22 protein-coding genes and 2 pseudogenes are annotated in these 22221 nt (G+C 62.1%); 11 read left to right on the plus strand and 13 right to left on the minus strand.

Annotated features, from left to right (window positions below):
• Both RAD15_RS05260 and RAD15_RS05265 read right to left on the minus strand, forming a co-directional pair.
• Positions 1–615 (minus strand): hypothetical protein, encoded by a 615-nt coding sequence (locus RAD15_RS05260; RefSeq protein ID WP_458175111.1) that lies wholly within the window; start codon positions 613–615, stop codon positions 1–3.
• 21 nt (positions 616–636) lie between these two features.
• Entirely contained in the window at positions 637–2001 is a 1365-nt protein-coding gene (locus RAD15_RS05265; RefSeq protein ID WP_458175113.1) for a Rieske 2Fe-2S domain-containing protein, read from the minus strand.
• A 211-nt stretch (positions 2002–2212) separates the two neighbouring features.
• Here RAD15_RS05265 and RAD15_RS05270 point away from each other — a divergent pair, with 211 nt between their 5' ends.
• From RAD15_RS05270 to RAD15_RS05290, 5 genes and pseudogenes are all read left to right on the plus strand, one after another.
• The gene (locus RAD15_RS05270) at positions 2213–3172 is read left to right on the plus strand and encodes a LysR family transcriptional regulator (protein ID WP_458175115.1); all 960 of its coding nucleotides are present in this window, start codon (positions 2213–2215) and stop codon (positions 3170–3172) included.
• Positions 3169–3738: a DUF488 domain-containing protein gene (locus RAD15_RS05275; protein WP_458175116.1), complete on the plus strand. Its 570-nt coding sequence runs from the start codon at positions 3169–3171 to the stop codon at positions 3736–3738. Before RAD15_RS05270 ends, RAD15_RS05275 begins: the two co-directional genes overlap by 4 nt.
• Positions 3739–3967: 229 nt before the next feature.
• Positions 3968–4402: pseudogene (locus tag RAD15_RS05280) on the plus strand (LysR family substrate-binding domain-containing protein); the annotation flags it as partial.
• Between the two features lie 58 nt (positions 4403–4460).
• Positions 4461–5396: a RidA family protein gene (locus RAD15_RS05285; RefSeq protein WP_458175118.1), complete on the plus strand. Its 936-nt coding sequence runs from the start codon at positions 4461–4463 to the stop codon at positions 5394–5396.
• A 243-nt stretch (positions 5397–5639) separates the two neighbouring features.
• Positions 5640–5847, plus strand: a pseudogene (locus tag RAD15_RS05290) (homogentisate 1,2-dioxygenase); the annotation flags it as partial.
• A gap of 441 nt (positions 5848–6288) precedes the next feature.
• Here RAD15_RS05290 and RAD15_RS05295 read toward each other — a convergent pair.
• From RAD15_RS05295 to RAD15_RS05305, 3 genes are all read right to left on the minus strand, one after another.
• Positions 6289–8757 carry a family 16 glycoside hydrolase gene (locus tag RAD15_RS05295; RefSeq protein WP_458175128.1) on the minus strand — a complete coding sequence of 823 codons (2469 nt, stop codon included), beginning with the start codon at positions 8755–8757 and terminating at the stop codon, positions 6289–6291.
• A gap of 270 nt (positions 8758–9027) precedes the next feature.
• Entirely contained in the window at positions 9028–9774 is a 747-nt protein-coding gene (locus tag RAD15_RS05300; RefSeq protein ID WP_458175130.1) for a TSUP family transporter, read from the minus strand.
• A 329-nt stretch (positions 9775–10103) separates the two neighbouring features.
• A complete protein-coding gene (locus tag RAD15_RS05305) occupies positions 10104–11108 on the minus strand; it encodes a transcriptional regulator GcvA (protein WP_458175132.1) in 1005 nt (334 codons plus the stop codon).
• Positions 11109–11155: 47 nt separating this feature from the next.
• Here RAD15_RS05305 and RAD15_RS05310 point away from each other — a divergent pair, with 47 nt between their 5' ends.
• The 3 genes from RAD15_RS05310 to RAD15_RS05320 all read left to right on the plus strand — a co-directional run bounded on the left by RAD15_RS05310 (position 11156) and on the right by RAD15_RS05320 (position 12527).
• On the plus strand, positions 11156–11416 hold the full coding sequence (locus RAD15_RS05310; protein ID WP_458175134.1) for a DUF1127 domain-containing protein: 261 nt from the start codon (positions 11156–11158) through the stop codon (positions 11414–11416).
• Between the two features lie 27 nt (positions 11417–11443).
• Positions 11444–12133, plus strand: coding sequence for a glutathione S-transferase family protein (locus RAD15_RS05315; protein WP_458175136.1), 690 nt, complete (start codon positions 11444–11446; stop codon positions 12131–12133).
• A 103-nt stretch (positions 12134–12236) separates the two neighbouring features.
• Complete coding sequence (locus tag RAD15_RS05320; protein ID WP_458175138.1) at positions 12237–12527, plus strand: hypothetical protein; 291 nt, start codon at positions 12237–12239, stop codon at positions 12525–12527.
• On the opposite strand, the gene RAD15_RS05325 is transcribed toward RAD15_RS05320, so the two are convergent.
• The 8 genes from RAD15_RS05325 to RAD15_RS05360 all read right to left on the minus strand — a co-directional run bounded on the left by RAD15_RS05325 (position 12528) and on the right by RAD15_RS05360 (position 19244).
• Entirely contained in the window at positions 12528–13340 is an 813-nt protein-coding gene (locus RAD15_RS05325; RefSeq protein WP_458175140.1) for a hypothetical protein, read from the minus strand. It lies immediately after the preceding gene.
• Positions 13341–13363: 23 nt separating this feature from the next.
• Entirely contained in the window at positions 13364–14785 is a 1422-nt protein-coding gene (locus tag RAD15_RS05330) for a hypothetical protein (protein ID WP_458175142.1), read from the minus strand.
• Positions 14786–14792: 7 nt separating this feature from the next.
• Complete coding sequence (gene chrA, locus RAD15_RS05335; RefSeq protein ID WP_458175144.1) at positions 14793–15980, minus strand: chromate efflux transporter; 1188 nt, start codon at positions 15978–15980, stop codon at positions 14793–14795.
• A complete protein-coding gene (locus RAD15_RS05340) occupies positions 15977–16402 on the minus strand; it encodes a hypothetical protein (protein ID WP_458175146.1) in 426 nt (141 codons plus the stop codon). Before RAD15_RS05340 ends, chrA begins: the two co-directional genes overlap by 4 nt.
• Positions 16403–16588: 186 nt before the next feature.
• Entirely contained in the window at positions 16589–17185 is a 597-nt protein-coding gene (locus tag RAD15_RS05345) for a superoxide dismutase (RefSeq protein ID WP_458175148.1), read from the minus strand.
• 28 nt (positions 17186–17213) lie between these two features.
• Positions 17214–18125 carry a DUF1259 domain-containing protein gene (locus RAD15_RS05350; RefSeq protein ID WP_458175150.1) on the minus strand — a complete coding sequence of 304 codons (912 nt, stop codon included), beginning with the start codon at positions 18123–18125 and terminating at the stop codon, positions 17214–17216.
• A gap of 17 nt (positions 18126–18142) precedes the next feature.
• Entirely contained in the window at positions 18143–18376 is a 234-nt protein-coding gene (locus RAD15_RS05355; protein ID WP_458175152.1) for a PepSY domain-containing protein, read from the minus strand.
• A gap of 49 nt (positions 18377–18425) precedes the next feature.
• A complete protein-coding gene (locus RAD15_RS05360; protein ID WP_458175154.1) occupies positions 18426–19244 on the minus strand; it encodes a chromate resistance protein ChrB domain-containing protein in 819 nt (272 codons plus the stop codon).
• Between the two features lie 522 nt (positions 19245–19766).
• On the opposite strand from RAD15_RS05360, the gene RAD15_RS05365 reads away from it, so the two are divergent.
• From RAD15_RS05365 to RAD15_RS05375, 3 genes are read left to right on the plus strand one after another with little or no spacing between them, the layout of a single operon-like run.
• Positions 19767–20801: a Cj0069 family protein gene (locus RAD15_RS05365; protein ID WP_458176054.1), complete on the plus strand. Its 1035-nt coding sequence runs from the start codon at positions 19767–19769 to the stop codon at positions 20799–20801.
• A 3-nt stretch (positions 20802–20804) separates the two neighbouring features.
• Positions 20805–21401: an ABC transporter ATP-binding protein gene (locus tag RAD15_RS05370; protein WP_458175156.1), complete on the plus strand. Its 597-nt coding sequence runs from the start codon at positions 20805–20807 to the stop codon at positions 21399–21401.
• Positions 21398–22192 (plus strand): ABC transporter permease, encoded by a 795-nt coding sequence (locus RAD15_RS05375; RefSeq protein ID WP_458175158.1) that lies wholly within the window; start codon positions 21398–21400, stop codon positions 22190–22192. Before RAD15_RS05370 ends, RAD15_RS05375 begins: the two co-directional genes overlap by 4 nt.
• The last annotated feature ends 29 nt before the right edge of the window (positions 22193–22221 follow it).

The following is a 22221-nucleotide window of genomic DNA, read 5'->3' on the forward strand; positions in this document are numbered from 1 at the left end:
TCAGACCTGCATCCACGATTCAGAGAACGCAAGGAATGCCGTGCTCTTGCGGGTACCGGCAAAATCCCGCTGCACCACCTTGCCCGACAGGGGCCGGCCATTGATGGTGACCGAGCCTTCGGCAGCATCGAGGAACAGGCTGTACATCTGGTGGATCTTGGTGGGGCCATTCTCGGCCGGCATGTCCACCGCATACGGCGCGCCGAGCTTGGTCCAGGTCGCGACGACCTCCAGCTCCTCGCTGCGGACGATCTCCGAATAGGTCGACCGCGTGCTGCCCTCCCGCCGGCACTCAATCATAGGCAGGTGGGTGACCGACTGGATACCCGGAGAGACACGGAAGGAGGCGAATTTCGAGAAGAACTCGGCGATCAAGTAGCGCGCCAGCAGTTCGTTGTCGCTGATGCAAACATTCACGGCTTCCGGATAGCCTTTGGCAACGCCGGGCTTGTCGAGCACGACGATGCCGCTGCCCATGCCGTGCTCAGAATAGAGGATACGAAAGAAGCACATCAGTCCGGTCCAGGGACCATCCTGAGTGTCCTTCAGATAGATGCCGGGATTTTCGCCGGTCCAGGCCACTGCGCCGGGATGAATGGGACTATTGGTCGACACGCTTGGCTCTCCGGGTTCAGATCAGGCCGCGGCCTGTGACGCGACAGAGCGCTCGTACTCCGTCAGCATATTGCGAACGATCGCGAGCCGATCGTCGGACGTGTGGTGTTCACCCTCGACGACAATCTCGGTTACGCGTCGCCCGATTTCTTCCTGCAATTCGAGATCGTCGACCCCCGCGATCGGCGGGATCGCAAGCACCGTATCGTGGCAATAAGTCGGGATAAGGCCGCCGGACCGCAGCGTCGACGTCGGCACCTCCTCGCCGGCGGCGAGCTTGCGGATGTCACGGCGCAACAGCTTGCGCAGCATCACCACGCCCTTGTCGCAATAGGTCAGATGCTCGAGCCCGTGCCGGGCGATCGGACGCTGCGAAACGATCGCATCGTAGTCGCCGGGCAACCGCTGACGCTCCTCCAAGGATTGACCAGCGCCCTGCCCGTAGAAATCGACCTTCTCGAGGCCGCACTCCTCCTCCTTGCCGATGCCGCGCGGATTGACCTCGGGATGAAAGTGCCGCCAGCCGATCACCTTGCAGGTGGTGTTGTCGATCGGCGTGGTCCAGCGCGTGATACCAACGCGCCCGAACTGCTTGGCGTCCTGGCCATCCTCCCAGATATGCCCAACCTGGGCGAGATTCGGCATGATGATGTCGTTGGAGCGCACCCACACCTTGTCCTTCCAGCGCCGCGTGGTGACGTAGATCATGCCCGTCGGGGTTTCGACGAAGTCCATGACCGGCAATTCTCCCCAGGTGTCCGAGAAATGCGAGAAGGTGACGCGGGTGTGCAGGAACACCGCGTGCGCGGGGTCCATGACGTTTTCCTGCACCTGGAGCCAGTTGCAGGGATAAGTGACGCAATAGGGAACGAGCTTGTCGTTCGGATATTCGTAGCTGTCGTAGATCGGAAAATCCGGAACGCTCGCGGGTGAGCCGAAATAGCCGAAGATCAGGCCCTTATATTCCTTGCAAGGATAGGCTCCGTGAAACAGGCGATCCTTCAGCGCGCTTCCGGGCGGGTCGCCGGGCGTTTCGAGCACGCGGCCGTCCACGCCGAACAGCCAGCCGTGATAGCAACAGCGCAGGCCGTCTTCCGTCGGCAGGCCGAACTCCAGCGACGTACCGCGATGACTGCAATGACGATCGAGAATGCCGTACTCACCCTTGGTGGTGCGGAAGACCACCAGATCTTCGCCGAACATGCGGAAGCCCAGCGGCACTTCGCCGACTTCCGAGGTCAAGGCGATCGGCTGCCAATAGCGCCGCAGCAACTCGCCGGCCGGCGAGCCCTTCTCGACGTGGGTCAGCTCTGCATTCTCGGCCGGAGTCTCCTGCTTGAGATATCCGCCATACGCCGTGGTGAGAAATTGCTTCTGCGCAACCATTGCGAGCTCCAATCATTCGGCGCCAATGCACCGCGTCAAACTCCACTCGACTATTGCCTTCGCTCTTGGTTCTGCCAATTATAATTACAGGTCGCTTTGGTTTGGTTTTTTTGAACTGCTTAGACCTCACTCGAAATGCCCAAAGCAGTTGCAGCGTTTTGCGTGCGGGACAGGCAATCAGGCCCAACCAGACTTGAGAGAGGGATCGGCCGTGAGTCCAGACAAATACCAGGACAAGCTTGAAGTCGGAGAGAACGTCCCGAAGCTCTCGCTGCGGCAGCTGACCTACTTTCTTGCAACCGCCAACCGCGAGAGCGTTCTCCGCGCCGCGGAAACGCTCAACGTCTCATCCGCTTCGATCTCGACCGCCATCGCTCAAATGGAGGAATTTCTCCAGGTTCAGCTCTTCGTGCGGCGCCACGCGAGAGGATTGGTCCTGACCTCGGCGGGCCAGGATCTCGCTGCTCACGCCCGTAACATTCTCCTTCATGCGCGGGAAATTGAATCGGTCGCGCAGCGAGGTCCTTACAAGGCGGTCGGCCGCATCAACATCGGCTGCCTCACCACCATTGCTCCGTATCTCGTTCCACTGGTTCTCAAAGAAGTGGCCGCGAACCATCCCGAGATTCAGCTGCGCTGGCGTGAGGACAAGCATGAGGCGCTGCTCGATGGCCTGCATTCCGGCGGATTCGATCTCATTATCGTTTACGACTACGATATTCCGACGACGCTGCACCTGTCTCCGCTGCGCCCGATGCCTGTTCAGGCGGTCCTGCCCGCGTCGCATCCGCTAGCCCACAGCCAACGGTGCTCGTTGCAAGACCTCGTCGACGAACCGATGGTGCTGCTTGATCAACCGCGAACACGCGACTATTTCCTGTCGCTCTTCGCCAGCAAGGGCCTGACACCCAAGATATCTCAACGGACGGACTCATTCGAAATGGTTCGCAGCCTCGTCGCCAACGGGTTCGGATACTCACTCCTGAACTTCGTTCCGCCGTACGACGTAGCAGGACACGGCAAGCTCATTTCGCGTCCGCTACCGGAACTGAACCGATCACAAAACCTGGTGCTTGGAAGGCTCTACCGATTTCGCGCGCCCCGGCTCGTCGACGAATTGTACAAATCCATCAGTACGGCGGTGCAGATGCTCCAGATCTCAGCGACATGACTTGCGCGCTGTTCACCGGAACGATCGTCACGGTTGGCCATTCCAACAGGTCGCTGCCCGAATTTCTCGATGTACTCCATTCGGCCGGCGTACGGACGCTGGTCGACGTGCGAAAGTTTCCGGCATCGCGACGAAACCCTCACTTCAACTTCGGATCCCTGAGAGAGGCTCTGGCATCCATCGGTATTGCCTATCACCACCTTCCGGAACTTGGCGGCTATCGCGGGCCACCGACGACAATGTCCCCTAGCCCGAACGCCGGATGGCCGGCGGGATTTCTCCGCAACTACGCCGATTACGCCATGACCGACCGCTTCCAAGACGCGCTTCGCCATCTCCGTCAGCTCTCCGCACCGCCGCTGGCCCTGATGTGCGCGGAAAGGCAATGGACCGACTGCCACAGGCAGATCATTGCGGACTATCTTATCGTCAGCGGACATCAGGTTATTCATCTCATCGACGCAACGACCAGGGAAGACGGGCGGCTGTCGTCCTTTGCCAAACTCACGGACGATGGAAGGATTTGCTATTCGGCTTCGTCTAGGCAGCTTCGATTTGATCTGTGAACGCGCTCGAACCCGAAGGACGTAGGGGCATGCTGCGACCATGCAACAGCGATGACTTGCTGCGCGGCAGCCCGAACAGATTGTCCGTTTTGCTCGCCCTCATCTCCCATTCTACAACGAGCACATAGTCGCCGGTACCATGGGATCTGCGGGCTTTATCGAACGGGATGAAAACTCAGAAGCAATGGAAATGCCGCACGGGTGATCAGGCCGCACACAACGTCCGCCTCAGAACGTGACCATTGTTCGCCTTTGGTCCGACCCGCTGGAAGTGTTCGTCCCGAAGGACCATCGGCTTCTTCTCAAGCGCGGGGCCATTGACGTCCGGGCCCTGGCCGCGGAGCCATTCATCTTTTTCGCCAATGCGAGCCGACGCGGGCTCAACGGTCATGTCCTTCACCTCTGCAGCGGTGCGGGATTTGCGCCCAAAATGGTTCAGGAAGCGGAGGACGGCGGCGCCATACTGGACCTTGTGGCCGCCGGCCTGGGGATCGCCGTGCTCCCTAAATGCTACGGCCAGATTGCCGTCCGTAACGTCGTCCAGCGCTCGGTGACCTCGCTCGGATCGAAGAGCCATCGCTACCTCGCGTACAACCGCGACCGCCCGTCCGATCAGTTGATGCGATTTGTCGAGCTGAGCTCGGCGGCACTGCCGGCCGCCTGATGCCATCTGGATATTAGATAGATCGTATCTAAAGGTTAGGCTTGATCCAGGAAAGACGGTGCGTTTCGCTGACGCGCGAGCGCGGCAAGAGTCGCGCGCACATGATGAGAATATGGCAGCGACAGTGAAGACAGGCATTCAAGTTCTAGCGATCCTCGCGACCGTCGTGTCGCTCCAATTGTCGTCCCCCAGCGCGCGCGCTGATGATGTGCCGTTTTCAACGCGCACTGTAGCCATTGTGCCATCTCATCACGGAAAGATTTCCGACATCGTCGCGATCAACGGCCGCAGCAGGACGATATTCGTCTCGGGCGTCGGCGCGGAGGACGAGGACAGCACGACGCAATACGCTCCTCAGGTCCGTTACCGCGGCGAATTCTCCAAGCAGTGTGACTATGCGCTCAAAAATTTCGGGCGAATGTTGGGGACGCGCAACGCGGGACTTGGTGACATCGCCATGCTCAGGGTCTACCTGATCGACGCCCGAAATGTCGGCGATCTCTACACATGCATCGATCAGCGCTTTGCGGACTTACCGCGCCCCGCCCTCACCGTCGCGGACATCTCCCAGCTCGCTCACGCCGGCATGATGATCGAAATCGAGGCAACGGCGTCGCTCGCGGCATCAGGCAACGACACCGCCTTCACCATCTTCCGCAACAAGGAGACGCTCGGAAAATGGAATGTCGGCGCAACCGAGGTGCTTGAAGTCTCCGGCCGCGACAGCACGACCTGCGTTTCCGGACTTCATGCAGTCCAGAAGGGATCGGGCACCACGGGGCTGCCGATCGCAATGCTCCCACAGGACTTCATCGGGCAGTGCGGGTATGTGCAGAAGAAGATGAAGGCGGAAATGGTGGCGCCCGGCGGCAGCAACGACAACGTCATCCGCTCAACGACCTTCGTGACGGGAGACTGCGGCAGCCCGATTCGGCCAAGTGCCGCGCGCAGCTCCCCAAGGAGGATCTGGTCCGCGTTCCCGGCACCCTTCTGAACGTTTCGCAGCTCAGCGCCATCGGCGAGACCTTCACCTACGATATTGTCGCGATGGTGCCCGATCGCGACCGAATGCCGGGCCTTCGCGAAGAAGGCCCGCCCGGACGATGTGGATCCGGCGGTCGCTGGCACCGTGACGATCTCTGGTCCGCGCCGGACTCTCTTTCTCTCCGGACTTGGCGCCGAAGGCGACGACGGCGTTGTTCAGTTTGCCGGCGACTTCCAGGCCCAGTGTCGGGCCGGAGCAAATTGCCTCGCGAACTCCAGAGACTTTCTTACGCCCGTCGCGGCGTACGAAGATCGAGACGCCCCCTCCAAAATGCTGGTCAAATGGGGGAGCGCTTTGGGTGGCGGATATTGCTCATTCTCCCCTCGACGTGGTGGCCTGGCACGGCAACTACGCTCCCTACAAATATGACCTCCGAACCTATTCCCCGGTTGGCCCGCTGCTGCAAGCGCCGGCGTTCGCCATTGCGTCTCGCCCGGATTCCAGACGTAAGGTTGGTAGCCCAACGTGAAGGCGGATTGCTTGCCCACACCGAATTCGCGCGCAAACGGGTCGATAATCCAATCGAGCGTGTCGACGTTCGGATTCGTAATCGTGTAGCGATACACGTAACGGCCCGGCGTCCCCCAGGCGGAGCCAGCCACCGCCGGAACGGTCCCGGCGATGGGCACCGTGGCGGACCAGAAATCTCCGTAGGGAGGGCGAAGACCGTGCGCGAGCTGAAACTCTCGGGCTGGCAGGTCCTGGAGAAACTGATCCGCCTCATGAATGATCTTCACGGTCACGATGTTGCCGTCGCTCGCCGCGACCCACGGAAGCCAGAACCCGAACGTCACTGTGCCGTTCGTTTCGACGGCGCCCAGCGATCCTAGTGGCATTAGGTTCATGCCACGATGCCTTCTAACGTCTTCCACTGAATGTTGCGAAAGAGCGCGCGGCCGGTATGTGTCTGCAAGCCGATGAAACGCGGGTCCTGCGCGGTTGATGGAAGTCCTCGACGCGGAGACTGCGCATCGCCGGCGAAATGGAAAACATTCACCGTCTGTCCGTTCAGCACGACGGTGATGTCAGCGCCGTCGACAGTAATCTCATAGTCGTTCCACTCTCCTGGCGGATGGACGACCATTGGACCGTCCGTCGGGCCCTTGAAAGGGTAGACCGCGCCGGTTCTGTGGATCGGCGCATTGTCAGGCCGGGCCAATTCGTCGATCTGTATCTCGAAACCGAAGTTGACGCCGACATATGCCGTGTTGTCGTAACCTTCGTTCCGCGGGTCCGGGAAACCGATGAATACGCCCGAATTGTCGTCAGGCGCTGTCATCATCCATTGCAGGCGCAGCACGTAGCGTCCTGGCGTCGGTCGTGTAAGCCAGAGCAGGCCCAGATCAGTTCCCGTTCGCCCCTCAAGCACGCCCCGTCGGACGCGAAATGAACCGGGGTCGTCTCGACCAGGCTGATTGCTGATCGTCGACATCGTCCAGTCGCCGAGCGAGGTGCCGTCGAACAGCGTCTCGAAGCCCGCATCGGCGACGAATGCTGGTGGCGTCATGATGAGGTCGCCAGTGCGCCGCGACAGCGCGATACCGGTCAGCATCGGGTTGGGCGAGCCAATGCTCGGGAATAGCGCCGGGCCTGCCGCGTACAGGTTTTCAGTATGATGAAGGCGCCCGCCGCTATCAGTAACGCTCAGAGCCGGATCGGTCCCCATCCAAAGCGTTCCGGCTTCGTGATGCGTCGTCCCCAGCCCGTCTCGATTGCTCTGAAGAACCTGCATCTGCTGCCCGCCGGCAAAGATGGCAGCGACCTGCTGCATGGCCGCATCCATTGCGTCCCAGAGATCGTGGTCCCTTTGCGTTGGGACCAGCGCGACCGATCCGCGACGGATTCCATATTCGTCAGCACGCGCGCTCAGATCGACGCGGCTCGGGTGGGCAGCGAGGTTGGCCGGATCCACCGGCTCCATCTCTCCCAGACCCCTGATTGCGACTGCCACATGAGTGTCGGTCGAGGTTCGGAGCTGATCGTAGAAGTCGACATCGGGGACCTTGCGGTAAAGCTCGTCCTCAGCGCCGACAGTGTTACCCCCGCCGCTCGCGGAAATCTGAAGGTGGAAGTGGCCGATCAGATCACCGTTCGGACGCGTGGCCCGTCCCTTCACGAACAGCGCCGCTGTCTGCAGTTCGCTCGCCGCCGGCGAAAGGCCGGAAATCGCCGCCCGCGGCACACGGATGACGAGGTTGGACCGGAGGTGAGCGATCAGATTCTTGCCCATCAGCGGCAAGGTCGGCAGGCCGGTTGCATCGAATGACGCAAGAGCAAGCCGCGCGTTCTCGATGGTGCCGAGCGACATGATCACGGCGCCGCCCGGCGCCAGGTCAATCGGGCCGCGGCTGGTATCGATGCCGGTAACGCGCCGAGAACCTCTCGCCGTCGGTACGGTGCGCAACGTCAGGACGTGGGTGTCGGGCAGCAGCATGAATTCCTTGACCGCATCATTGCCGTTGGAGTCGCTTGCCGCGGTGCGGGCCGCCTTCATCAGCAGCGGAACGACGCTGAACTTGTTCAACGGGAAGAAGCCTGCATGCGGTGGCCGCGCCTGCACTGCGAGAGGCGCTTCGAGCTTCAGCAGGTTCAGGAGGTCGTTCTGCGAGAGACCGCCGGTCGACGTCAGTCCAAGCAACTGTGCAGGATCCGACCCGGGCTTTAGTAATGGCGACGATGGCAGCGCGTCGAGCGCAAACGCCCCGGGAACGCTGGACAGACTGTCGAAGAGCTGACGACGCAGCGCGTTCTGCAATTCGCCGAAAATGAAGTCGTTCGCTTCGTCGACGCCGATCTGCCGCGAGCTCTCATCGAAATAGCGGCTTTTCAGATCGGCCACCGTATTTGCGGGCCAACCCGCCATCTCCTCGTCGAGCAGACGAGGCGACCATCCGCCCCAGTATAGTGACCTGCCTCCCACGGTGTAGGCGAGCCCCTTGAAGGGGATGGTCGATTGCCAGGGGATGCCCCAAACCTCGTTACGCGGCTGCTCCGGCTGCGGCAGGCTCTCGTTCAGGAAGAAAGGCGTGGCCGGGTCGGCGAATCCCTGAATTCCGGTGTTCTGGACGTGCTCGGGCACGGTGAACAGTCCGGCTTCGACGATCAGCGTCCGCAATCCTCCGCCAGCTTGTTTCTGACGAAACCAGAGATGCTCGGCGATCGCCGAGCCGAACGTCCCGCCCCCCACGATGATGAAATCGAAAGGACGACCGCCTGCGGCCCTCCAAGCGTCGACCTCCGCGAAATCGTTGCAGAGATAGCGGCCTTGAACGTCTTTGGTGAACGAGGTCCTCTCCGTAGTGATCGGCATTGCCCGCCTCCTGGTGCAATCCTCGAACTCGCCTTCCTTGGATAGGCGCGATCTCCATCAACCTCAAATGATCTAGTTCACAGATTGCGCTTCTAGAGATCACCTAGCGAGTCCAAGGCCTGCTCCGGGAACACATTCTGGAAAGGTTCCTCCATTCTTCTCGCCACTGGGAAGGCCCAAGGCGGCGACAGCGACCGGGGCGGGCGCCGCGGTGCCGTTCCGCCCTTGGTTCACGACCGCGCAGCGGAAGAGCAGCACCTGCCCTCGCCGTCAGCGGAACGAAAAAGGCAATGTCGACACGATCAAGGAGAGTCCCGCGAACAGCAGCAGCACCAATACGATCTTGCGGAATGTCTCGTCGTCGATCTTACCGAACAGCTTGAAGTCGGACCAAAGGCCGGCGACCATGAACGGAACGCCCAATGCATACAGCACCAGAGTTTCCTTCGTTATGCTCCCAGCGGCGGCTTGAGAGATCGAAATCACCACGAACGCCACGAACAACACAGGTTGGAACACCGCCCGCTGCAGATCCTTGGGCCACCCTCGCCACTGGCAGGAGATCGTCGAGATAACGCCGCCCAAGCCCGTCAAACCGCCAAGGAGACCGTTCGAGATCCCGATCGCGATATCGGCTCCGGCGCCAATCTTCATGGGCGCGAACGCGGGACGTGCGAGCCCGTAGATGGAGTAGGTCACCAGCAGCACGCCTACGCCGAACCGGAGATAGATCGGGTTCAGGTACGCTAGGATGCTCACGCCGATCGGAATGCCGATGACGGTCCCAAGCGCGAGCGGCCAGGCCTTTCTCACGTCGAGGACATGCCGCAGCTTGAAGATGCCGTAGCCCTGCGTGAGCAAGCCGTAGCCGGCGATTAGAGTCGCGGTCTGCATCGGCGTGATGATGTGCAGCCAGACGCCCGACACGACCAGCCCCATCGCAAAGCCTGAAAAGCCGCTGACGAAGCCGCCAGCGAGGGCGGCAAGAGCGAAAACAAAAAAGACAAATCCATCCATAGATCGCGCTCCCCGAGCGAGGTAACGAGCACTTGGATGGATGACCCATCTCATGGGGAGGCTGCATATCCCCAAATCTGCAGAGGTTATTTCTGATCCGCCTACTTCAAGGGCGGAACGCGCGAATATGCGCCGCGCCGCGGAACATGGCGATTTGGAAAGCGATGAATTCTGCGGGTTAGGGCGTACATGCGCAATCTCCTCGAATCCGAGTGCTGCGCAGAGCTTGGACGGTACGCCGTCTATCGGGGAGTCTGCTCGTCCCCTGCCGTCAAGCTATCAGCGTCACGCGATCACGGCAATACGTGGCGCGGCAAGCGTCCTGGTACTCACTTCAGCCGACGAGAGATCGGGCCGAGCTTCTTGAGGAGGCGCAGCTCGCTTGCTGCCTCCGCGAGCAGCCAGTCCCGAAACGTCACGATCTTCGGCAGGTTCGCGGTCGCCTTTGGGCACAAGATCCAGTAGGTCTTCGACAACGATACCGAGAGCGAAAAAGGCCGCACCAGATGGCCATTGGTGAGGTCCCATGCTGCCAGCGTGGTGCGCGCCAGCGCAATGCCTTGCCCGTTGATTGCCGCATCGATCACCATGCTGGCACGATTGAGGACCGGTCCATGGATCGCGGCAGCATCGTCAAGTCCGGCTTCCTGAAACCAGTTCTTCCAATCGCCCCGGCTGTCCAGGTGGATCAGCGGAAATTTCAGGATGTCAGCGGGTTTGCTCAGACGTCGCTTGCCGGACAACAGTTTCGGGCTGCACACGGCAAACAACTGCTCCGGACTGAGTCGTACCGCGTCCAGCCCCGGCCAGTTGCCGTCGCCATGGCGCACCGCGAGATCTACCTCCTCCCGCGCGAAGTCCACGTGATGCAGCGTGGCGGAAACTCGCAGGTCGATGCCACTATGCGCCTCGGCAAAATGGCCCAGCCGATGCACCAGCCATTTGGCGGCGAAGTCCGGCGACGTCGAAACCGTGAGCACACCGGCATTCTGCCGCTGCAACAAGCGCTCGGTGCCAATAGCGATGCGGTCGAGCGCGTCACGCACGACCGCAAGATAATCGCGTCCGGCCTCGGTGATGATCAGCCGCTGCCGCTCTCGGTTGAACAGCTTTAGCGCAAGCTCGGCCTCAAGCGCTTTCACCTGATGGCTCACCGCGCCTTGGGTCACACAAAGCTCTTCAGCCGCGCGCGTAAAACTCTCGTGGCGCGCAGCCGCCTCGAAGGCCTTCAGGGCATTGAGCGGCGGCAGGCGTGGACGCATCGGACCGACTTCATGAGAAAAACTAAGGCAGGCAAGAGAAACGATGCTTTGCGGGGAAGCACCCCGCACCATTATTGAACAGCTCCAGCACAGCATTTCAAGCTCATTTGGAGCCGACCATGTCCATCCTGCTGACTGACACACTATCGATCCCGCCCCCGCAGGGCGCCGACCCGGCCATCCCACTTCATCAATCCAGCTCAGGGCTCCGACCGGCCGTTCGCCGGCGCGGATGGTGGATCTGGCTCGACCGACAGTACGAACGCAAGGACCTGCGGGACATTGCGGATGACCCGCATCTGCTCAACGACCTCGGGCTAACCCGAGAAGAGGCTATTCGCGAGGCTGCCAAGCCGTTCTGGCTCTGGTTCATGCTCTGATCGACAAACTCGAAAGGGAGGAAGCGGATGCCCGATCCGATCGTTTACGGTTTTCCCCGCAGCACCTTCGTCAACATCATCAGACTGATCCTGACGCACAAGGACGTGGCCTACCAATTCCAAGACCTCGAGCCGGTCATGGGAAAGCCCGATCATCTGGCGCTGCACCCGTTCAATCGCGTCCCGATCCTGAGCCACGGTGACCTCACGATCTATGAAACGAGCGCAATCGCTGCCTATGTCGACGAGGCCTTTGGCGGCGTGTCGCTGACGCCAAAAGACATCAAGGCGCGGGCGCGCATGAACCAGTGGATCAGCGCCGTCAATAACTATTACTACCCCTACATGATCTACCACGTGACGCATGAGCGTCTGGTCTTCCCGGAACTCGGCATTGCCTCCGACGAGAAGGTCGTCGCGCATGCGTTGCCCAAGGTCGAGACCGGCCTTGCCGTCGCCGAACGCCAGCTTGCGCACGGCAAGGACTTTCTGCTCGGGGACGAACTCTCGATTGCGGATTTCTATCTGCTGCCGAGCACGTTCGCCTTCAGTCTGACGGCGGAAGGGCAGTCGATGTACCCGAAGTTCCCGGCCTTCTGCCGCTGGCGGGAGCGCATGGACAATCTGCCGGCGACGCAAAAGGTGCGCGCGTCCGTGCAGCGTCTGCCAATCGAACACGCGCGAGAATGGGCAACTTCGCACCGGCCCAAATATTGACCATTCCCGCCGTGGCATTGCGGGACCAAAACAGCGCTGATTTTTCGAACAATGCTCATGACAGCGAGTTGGTGCACTGTCCTAACGAGTAAGGGAGATACCTATGAGCAAATCCAGATCGCTCGCACTCTCGTCAACGCTCGCACTAGCTCTCGCCTTCGCCGGAACCTGTGCACAAGCCCAGTCCACGCAGGTACAACCGTCCCAAACGCCGCAACAGTCTGAGCAATCCCATGAGCAGGATCGAAGCCGCGCCGAAGACGTCAAGATTGGACGTGACTGGAAGGCCCAAGGCGGCGAGAACGACCACGCCAATCAGGCAACGCCGAGCGAGGATCATGAAACCGTCGGCCGCGACTGGCGCGCGCGTCCCGAAAACCAGGACCGCAAGTAGCTATCGAGCCGAAATTGGCGGCGCCTGGCGCGCGGCGTGACCTTCGAAGAAGGAGAGCGGAAAGCCGAAGGTCAAGCCCGCTCGGATCTCGTTCACCGGGTGCCCCCCGGTGAGCGCATGACGAACCGCGACGTCGAAGCTCAGATCGTCTCGGACGCGGTAGATCAATCCGACCAAGCCGGAAAACGTCTCCTCCTTTCCGAACTCGTTCTCATAGAAGATCTCGGCGACGGGGCGCACCGTCCACGTTGCCGGTCCTTCGATGATGGCTCCGAGGAAGAGGTCGCCATGATGGTCACGCGTCAGAGCCGTCTCGGCATTCAGATGGATGGTCCCCCAATCCCAGCGCTGCGAGACGATCCCGGCCAGGCTCAAGCCAACGCCTGAATCCCCAGTGCTGTCAGGTAACAGGACACCAAATTCGGTCGCAATGCTCGGGCCGGTCTTGTCCTGCAGGCTCCCGGGCACCACCACATGCTTGAGGAACGCTCCGGCTGCGGTCAGGCTGGTTGGGCCAGGTGGAGAAAGCGGCGTCTGTCCCTGACCCTCGAAAACGGCTTCCCAGTCTTCGCTCAAGCCGTAGTTTACGACCCAGGCGGGCGCGATCAGGCTTGCACCGCTCTCGTCGCGCAGACGCCCGGCCGGTTGCAGCTCGATCTCCATTTCTCCCTTCTTTGCAACAGCAGCATCGGTGCCGTCGAAGGGGCGATATGCCGACACTGGAGCAGACCACGCGACCAGCCCAAGCGCGACAACCAAGCTCGGGGCAAGCTCTTTCCGGGAGCTGCGAAAGCCTCGGCTCCGTTTGCGCATGCGAGCCTCCTACTTAGTCGATCTCAAGGCATAGGCTTGAACACCCAGATCGCTGCTGGACCGCCCGGCCCGGCACGCACAGCTACGAACAAGCGGTCCAGCTCCGGCACCAAGAGCGACGTTCGCGCGCCTGTTGCCGTCGGCAAGCGTGCGATCCGTCGATAAACCGATCCATCAGCTTCGAAGATGTCGATGGAGCCGCCGCCGCAGCTCACGTAGACACGTTCACGTTTTGCGTCGACGAAGAGGTCGTCAACGTCGCCGCAGGTCTCCGCACTCGCGATCGGTTTGCCATCGGTTGAAAAGACCGCAAGTTCGGCGGGCTTTCGGTATGCCACTAGCACGCGACCCCGGTCTCGATCGATCGTCATCGCAAAATTGCCGCCCTTGTCCATCGGCCAGTTGGCGATCTGCTTCCCTGAAGCGCTGTCCACCACCGCGACCGCGCGCGCGTCAGGTAGGTTGACAAAGATGCGCCCGCTGTTGGGCTCGATCTGGAAGCTCTCCGGATGCGCCTCCAAAGGGACACTTTGGACTTTGCTGCGGGTCGACGGATCGAGGACCGCCAGACCGCCGTCGCCGTAGCCAACGACGACGCGCTTGGCGGCCGCGTCGATCCGGATGTTGTCGGCATCGCTGCCGAGCTCGATCCGTCCGGTCGCCTTGTAGTCGCTGGCGTCGTAGAGCCGGACCGATCCGTCGCGGGCATTTGCGACGTAGAGCGTGTCTGTCGATGGTTCGAAGCCGACGCCTTGGGGTTCGCTCAGCCCGGTAATGGTTTTGAGGAGGCTATGTGCGGCCAGATCGACCACGCCGATACTGTCATTGCCGAGTTCGGCCACGAACAATCGCTGCCGCTTCAGGTCGACCGCCAGATGATCGATCCGCCCGCGGACATCGCCGAGCGGGATCTTGGTTTCGAGCTCAAGAGTCACTTTGGTCCCCGTGGCTTCCGCCGCTGCCGCCAGCGTCGGAATAAGGGCGTCGATGCGCTGGACGATCTGATCCCGGGTTGTCTCATAATCGTCGATGCCCAAGGGGACGCCGGACCAGTAGGTCACGTTGACGCCCCCTCGCCGGTCGGCCGGTATTACATCGAACGCCACCACCCCGCCTGCCGCGGCCATGTCTTCCACGGCGAGCTGCTGCGGTTTGTTAACCGGCTCCAGACCATCCAGCGCAAGGCCGTCCTGGACCGGCACCGGCAGCGACCGGTAAAGATCGATGCCCCGGGAGACAGCCCTGAACGGTAGCGCCCGCTCCTGCGCGGCCTTATTGAAATACGCCGCAGCGATCTGGCTGTTCACCACCCCATGCTGGCAGACGAAGACGACGGTCTCGCCCTCGGCCGCCGGCGCGGTAGCCAGCGATGTCAGCAAGGCCGCCAGGGCCATGATCGCCAGGCGCAACCTTGTCTGAGAATTCCCGAGCGGCGTTCGCGCCATCCGCATCTCACTTCAGCCCTGTGAGCACCCATACCGGTTGCAGGATAGGATAGGCAACCAGCCCAATGACCGCCGTCGCGGCGATGAGCAAGGGGTTGCTCACCTTCCAGCGGAACAGCACGGCCAGCGACACGATGCCGATCAGCGCGGTCAGCCAGTCGCCGATCGCGATCTTACCGAGCAGAAAGCTCGCGCCTAAAATGGTTCCGATGGCCGCCGCATAGGCACCCTTCACAAAGCCTTGCACATTCGGATTCTTGCGGTATCGCGCCAGCAACGGCGCCACGATCAGGACCAGCAGGAACGACGGCAGGAAGATGCCGACGGTGGAGACTAGCGAGCCCCAGAAGCCGGCCACCAGATAGCCGACAAAGGTTGCCGTGATCACGACCGGCCCTGGGCTCATCATGCCGATCGCGACGGCAACCAGGAATTCGCGCTCGTTGAGCCAGCCATACTGCTGCACCAGCCCCTGTTCGAGGAACGGAACGATCACCAGGCCGCTGCCGAATGTGAGCGAGCCCGCCTTGAGGAAGAACAGCAGCAGCTTGCCGAGCGTCGAGCCGGTGGCCACCGGTGCCGCTGCGGGCGCCGCCGCCGGGATGACCGCGAGTTGGAGAGCGACCGGCGGGCGCTTGATGTTGCCGTAGTAGATGATCCCGACGATCCCCGCCCCGATGAACAGAAACGCAACCTCAGCCTTCAGGATCACGGTGACTGCAAGACAAACGGCAGCGATCGCCCATTGCAGCCAGTCTTCCATGCCGAGCTTGGCAAGCCGGTAGCAGGAATGCAGAATGAGGGCGATCACGGCCGGGCTGACGCCATAGAAGATTCCAGTGACCGCCTTGAGATCTCCGAGGTGGACATAGAGCGCACCCAAGGCCGCGACGATGACGAAGTTCGGCAGGATGAACGCCCAACCGCCGGCCCATGCGCCCCAGAAACCGCAGCGCAAGTGAGCGATGAAGATACCGACCTGGATCGCCAGCGGCCCCGGAAGCGACTGGCAGATGGCAATGGTCTCGCGCATCTCCTCCTTGGTAAGCCACTTCTTGCCGTCGACGAGCTCGCGCTCCATCTGGCCGACCAGCGCGACCGGTCCGCCGAAGCCGAGAAAGCCCAGCCGCAGGAAATAGCGCACCAGCTCGCCCATGTTTCCGCGGTCGGCATTCGTCGTTGTCGTCGTCGTCATCGCTTCTCCCCATCCCCGTGATATGCGGGCTCCAATATGCCGTCGATCGGACCGCCGGGGCCGGTCGGCTTCAGCTCGAACCGTTTACCGCTCTGCGTCACGCGGTAGCAGTCGTCGCCCATGTCCTTGATGTAGAGACAAACTTCATCCTTCTGGATGCGCCATTTTCCGACCTGCTTCACACCCATCGAATAAGTTCGCAGCGTCCCGTCGCCGTCATAAACAAATCGATAGTGGACCTCGTCGGTCAGTTGCTTCCCCGTGAAAGCCGCTCGAATCTGCGCGCCGGTCAACGTCCGAACGCTCTCGGCCGCGACAAAGCCGGCATCGAGGGTGACCAGTCCCCCGATGCCGGTAGCGAATGCCGCGATGAGGCACCTCGCAAGTTGGCTCTTCGACTCCGCCAGCCTCACTTTTTGCATGCCTTTCGACAGATCTCATACTCCGTCTTGCAGGCGGGGCCGGCGTAGTTCTTCATGCAGGCAGCACGCTGGTCAGCGCAAACCTTGCAGGTCTGCGCGTGAGCCGCCTGTGGGGCGGCAAGCAGACCGGCCAGCGAGAACACAGCGATGGCAAGGTTTCTCATCCCTCTCACCTCATCTATCCTTTCAGATTTCCTTCGCGTATCGATCGTAGAGCGCGGAGGCGTTGTCCCAGCGAATGGCCTCCATGTAGATGTCGACATAGCGGGCCGCCGCAGCGCCGAAGTCCATGTGATAGGCGTGCTCATACATATCGAGCACCAGCACTGGACGGCCGCCGGCGAGCGTCGTCGTATGATCGGCCGCCCACTGGTTGACGAGCCGCTTGTCGCGGGGGGAGTAGGACAGGATCACCCACCCCGAGCCTCCTCCCTCCGCCTTGCCCATCGCAGCGAACTCCGTCCGCCAGCGATCGATGCTGCCGAAGTCGCGCACGATCGCCTCAGCGAGCGCCCCGCCCGGCCTACTGGCGCCGCCGAGACCGTCGAAGTAGATCTCATGCAGGATCATCGAGTTCGCCGCGATCAGCTCTTCGCGCTTGAGGCCATTGATGACGAAGTTCGGTGCCTTGGCGAAGTCCAGCTCGGCCAGTTGCGCACTGACCGCGTTGAGCCGCTTCACCGCGCCGCCGTAGTTGTTCTCATAGTGGCTGACGAGCACCTTCTCGGATATTCCGCTGATCGACTTCGGGTCGAACGGCAGCGGCTTGGTTTCGTAAGGCATCAGGCAACTCCTTCGCTCAATCAGTGGCTCAACTCTTCGTACTGGCGGTCTTGTCGAGCGCGGCGCGCAGGCCCTCGGCGAGCTTCACAGCATCGTCGTTCGCCCAGAAGTGCATGAAGAACAGCCGCGGCTGCTCGTCGAGCATGTGGCTGTGCAGCGCGGTCACCTCGATGCCGTGTGTCCGCAGCGCCAGGATGACCGGGTTGACCTCGTCGCCGGTCAACACGAAGTCGCCCGTGATGGCGGCCTTCCCGCCTCCCGTCGGCTGGAAGTTGATGCCGATCGCGACGCCCATCGGACCGACGGGGGTCAACGGCATGCCGTCCTGCGTGATCGGGTCGCGCCGCTTGACGTTGAACTGGTAGACGCCGCCGTTGGCCTGGCCTTTGACGCCGATGATCTGGTCGAGCTTCGCCGTGTCGAGGTCGACGGCCGGCGGCGGGCTCGCCGGCGCCTCCACCGTCAGCGGCGTCTTGCTCTCGGCCAGCGCATCGTGGATAGCCAAAGCCAGCTTTACGGGGTCGCCGTGGCCAGCGACGTGCATGTAGAACGTTGCCGGGCTCGCGCGCAGCAGGTGGTTGTGGACGGCGGTGATCTCGAGACCGCTCGCGATCATCTTCGCCATCACAGGGTTGATCTCGGTCTCGAGCAGCACAAGGTCGCCCATGACCATGGCGCCGCCGTGCCCGGGCTTGAACGCGACCCAGCCGCCGAGGGCCAGCGCCGGCTTGATCGCCACGCCATCCAGCGTCACGGAAAGATCGGTACGGGGGAAGCCATAGCGGTGGACGTCGTCCGAGACGGCGGCCTTCCGCCCCAGCGTCTCGTCGACCTTCTGCCAGTCGACGCTCTGCGCATGAGCCGCCGAGACGAAGCTGCCGGAAGCAGGTGCCAGGAGGCAGGCGCCGAGCGCGATCAGCGCGTGAATTGTCCGTTTCATCGTACTGCTCCTCGAACTCAGTTTCGTTCTTTGATCTGGCCGCTGCTGTCGACGAGCAGTTTCACGGGCTTGCCGTCCTTCACCGCATTGGCCGTGATGCCCTCGGCCGTCGATTTCACGTCTTGAACCTGCGAGTAGCCGGCCGCCTGGATCTTCGCGACCAACTCTTCCTGGGTCAGGGCGCGGGCGGGCGAGAGGCCCGCTGCGAGCGCCACGAAGAGCGCCGCCCCATAGATCGTCGATGTTCGCATGTCTGATCTCCTGGTTGTCCCTGCCCCAGAAGTCATCAGGCCTTCGGCCTCACTTGCCCTTGTTGGTCGGCCAGTTGTGCAATTCCTTGGTTGCGTCGCGGCACCATCGGTAGAATGCGTCGTAAAGCTGGAGACCCGCGTTCAACTGTTCGAGGTCGTCGTCGAACATGCGAGACAAGCCGAGGGATGCCGCGAGCAGGCCCGGCGCCTCCGGAGACAGATCGAGACGCCCCGTATCGGCGGCGCGGACCATCGTCGCCAACCGCTCCAACGCGGGCGACGACAGGCCGAACTCCTTGACCATGACGTCGAAGGTGCAGAGCTCGCCGCGATGGCTCCAGAACACGTTCTCGATGTCGAAAGGCGTGGCCTCGAAACGCTCGGCAACCGCCTCGACTTCAGAGGGCGCGACGAACAGGAAGACCGCAGTGGGATCGACGAAGCGCCGGATCAGCCATGGGCACGCGATCCGGTCGATCTTGGGGCGTGCCCGCGTGACCCACACCGTGCGACCACGCCCGTCGCGCTTGGGAATCCTGGCTGCCGGCACCGTCGGATGGTTCGCTTCCTTCCAGGCGACTTGACCACCTTCAAGGTTCTCGGCGGCGACGTTGCAGCAACGGAGCCAGGCCGCCGTCCCCTCGCTGAGCTTCTTGCCCTTGTGACAGACCACGACGACGGATTGGCCCGTCAAGCGGGACGCCCAATCCTGGACGTCGAGATGCGAGCGCCGCACGGCGCCGGGAATCATACGCGGGTCGGCCGAAAAGTCCTCGTCGATGCGGACATCAATGAGCGTCGGCGCGGCAGCAGTGCCTACCAATCGAGACAGTTTATCGGGGGAAATAGAGGTATACGATGCTGACATGCTGCGCCCTTGGTGATCAGGACGCGATTCTTGGGCATGACGCCTCGCGGGGAGATCGCACATCCCCGTACCGCGAATAAAAGCCCAGATGACGGGGCTGTCAACCCAAGGGTGGCTGAGGATTCCAAGAAATCATCGGACGAGCGTCACGGAGATTTCATCCGACGTTAGGAACTAAGCCGACAATTGGCCTCACGTTGGGCCTCAATGAAGCCTCCGACCGAGCTTCTTGATGATTTCCCGGAGATCCTTCGCATACTCTTCGATAAGCTTTACGGCTTCCTCCAGACGCGAAAGCTTAGGCTCCGGAACGTCCCTATCTCGCTCTGGTCGGTCCGTTTCTTTCATGCCCCCACGATTCGACGGGGGCGCCAAGCGTTGTTGAGCCAGATCAAGGTTCGTCCGCTGTGATCTTGAAAGGGCCGGAGGAGTTCACGTAGACTGCCGGTCCGGGACCAAGCAGACTCCCGGCGAGACTTCGGTCCAAGTTCTGCGCAGCACGCAACAACGTGGAGCTTGCGCATGGATACCGAACGACAATCCTCTCCCCGGCGTACCATCGCCATCCTCTCGCGAGGAGATGCCGCCGCTCGTCGAGAAGCCACCTCGAAAAGCGGCCGCTTTGTTGACGTTTTCGAAGCGCTCGCCGCTGTCGGTGTCGAAGGGCGGCCCGTCATCTACGACGAAAGAGTCGCCGACGCCGTCCGCAAAGAACTTCTCGCAGTGGATGGCGTGCTCGTCTGGGTCAACCCGATTCAAGACGGCCGAAATCGCGGCGCGCTGGACGCGCTGCTGCGCGACGTCGCCGCGCAGGGCGTGTGGGTGAGCGCTCATCCGGACGTCATCCTCAAGATGGGCACCAAGGAGGTCCTGTATCGCACCCGCGCGATGGGTTGGGGATCGGACACGGCGCTCTATCAGTCCGCCGAGGCGATGCGCGCCGAGCTGCCGGCGCGTCTCGCCGCCGGACCGCGCGTGATCAAACGCAACCGCGGCAACGGCGGCCAAGGAGTCTGGAAGGTCGAGAAGCTGCCGACCTCCTCCATGATCAAGGTCCTGGACGCGACCAAGGACACACCCGAGGAACTGACGCTGGATGATTTCCTTCGTCGCTGCGCGGAGTATTTCGAGAACGGCAGCGTGATCGACCAGGCGTTCCAGCCTCGCCTCAGTGAGGGCGTGGTACGCTGCTACATGGCAGGCGATCGCTGCGCCGGCTTCGGCCACCACAAAGTCAAAGCCCTGGTCGAGACGCCGACCGCGCGTTCCGAGGCCGGACCGCGGCTCTACTCGTCGAACGCGGACCCGCGCTTCCAGCGGCTGCGCCAGTTGATGGAAGACGAATGGACCCCGCAGCTGACCTCCCTGCTGGAGATCGCGCGAGGTGACCTGCCGGCGATCTGGGACGCCGACTTCATGCTCGGCCCCATCCAGGCCGACGGGAGCGACAGCTACGTGCTCGGCGAGATCAACGTCAGCTCGGTGCATCCCTATCCGAGCGAGGCGCCGGCGGAGATCGCTCGGCGGGTTGCCGACCGGTTGCAGATCAAGATCTGACGCATGCTGACGGTCAGAAGGCTCAAGCGTCTGCACCTGTCCGTGTCGTTCGACCTGCAGGACGGCGAATGCGTCGCCCTGCAGGGGCCCTCCGGAGTCGGGAAGACCTTGCTGCTCCGCTCCCTCGCGGATCTCGATCCCAACGAAGGAACAGTAAAGCTGGACGGCATGCTCAGAGAGGCAATGCCCGCCCCGGCCTGGCGAAGGCGGGTGACCTACCTGGCCGCCGAGCCGGGCTGGTGGTCCAACACCGTGCAAGATCACTTCGCGGCCTGGGAGGATGCCTTTCCGCTGGTCGCGCGACTGGGGTTGCCGGACGACTGCGGAGGATGGTCAATCCAAAGACTGTCGACGGGCGAGCGATTGCGGTTGGGACTTGCGCGGGCGCTCATGCTGCGATCGCGGGTTCTTCTGCTGGACGAGCCGACCTCGGCCCTCGACCCGGCAGCCGCTGCGGTCGTGGAAGGTGTGATTGCCGAACGCGTCTCGGGTGGAACAAGTGTTCTCTGGACTACCCACGACGGCGCCCAAGCCCGCCGGGTCGGGACCAGGATTTTTGTGATGAGGCCCGACGGCGGGATCGAGGAAAACCGGCCGTGACCTACATCCAGCTTTCGTACGGCGACCTGTTCCTACCCGCGCTCCTTGTCGTCATGGACGGCGTCTTCTCGCTTGTTCTCCGCCTCAAGCTTGAGAAGCAATTGGCCATCGCGAGCGTGCGCATGGTGGTTCAGCTCGTCCTCGTCGGATACGTGCTGACCTTCTTGTTTGCTGCGGTGTCGCCCCTCTGGACGGCTCTCGCCGCCCTCATCATGGTGGTCTTCGCCTCGCGAGAGATCGTCGCGCGGCAGAAGCGGCGACTTGTGGGCGTCTGGAAGTACGGCCTGGGCGCGGGATGCACGCTGCTCGCCGCCGGCACCGTCACGATGTTCGCGCTCCTGACGGAGCTGCGCCCCGATCCCTGGTATCATCCGCGCTATGCCCTGCCATTGTTGGGCATGATGCTCGGCAACACCATGACAGGAATAAGCCTGGGCCTAGACGTTCTGACGAACAGCCTGGTGCGCGAACGAGCCGCCGTGGAAGCCTGTCTTGCGCTCGGCGGCACCCGGCACCAGGCCCTTCTGCCCGTTGTCCGCGACGCCTTGAGAAGCGGCTTCATGCCGATCATGAACAGCATGGCGGCGATCGGCCTCGTTTCCTTGCCGGGGATGATGACCGGCCAGATCCTTGCAGGCGTCGAGCCTGTCGACGCCGTCAAATATCAATTGCTGATCATGTTCCTGATCGCCGGCGGGACCGGGCTGGGAACGCTGGTCGCCGTCCTGGGTGGCGCACGCTTGCTCACCGATCATCGACATAGGCTTCGTCTCGATCGAATTTCCCACTGAAGAGCGCTCCTGCCACGATCCGTGACGGG

The sequence above is a fragment of the Bradyrhizobium sp. 14AA genome (assembly GCF_054185205.1).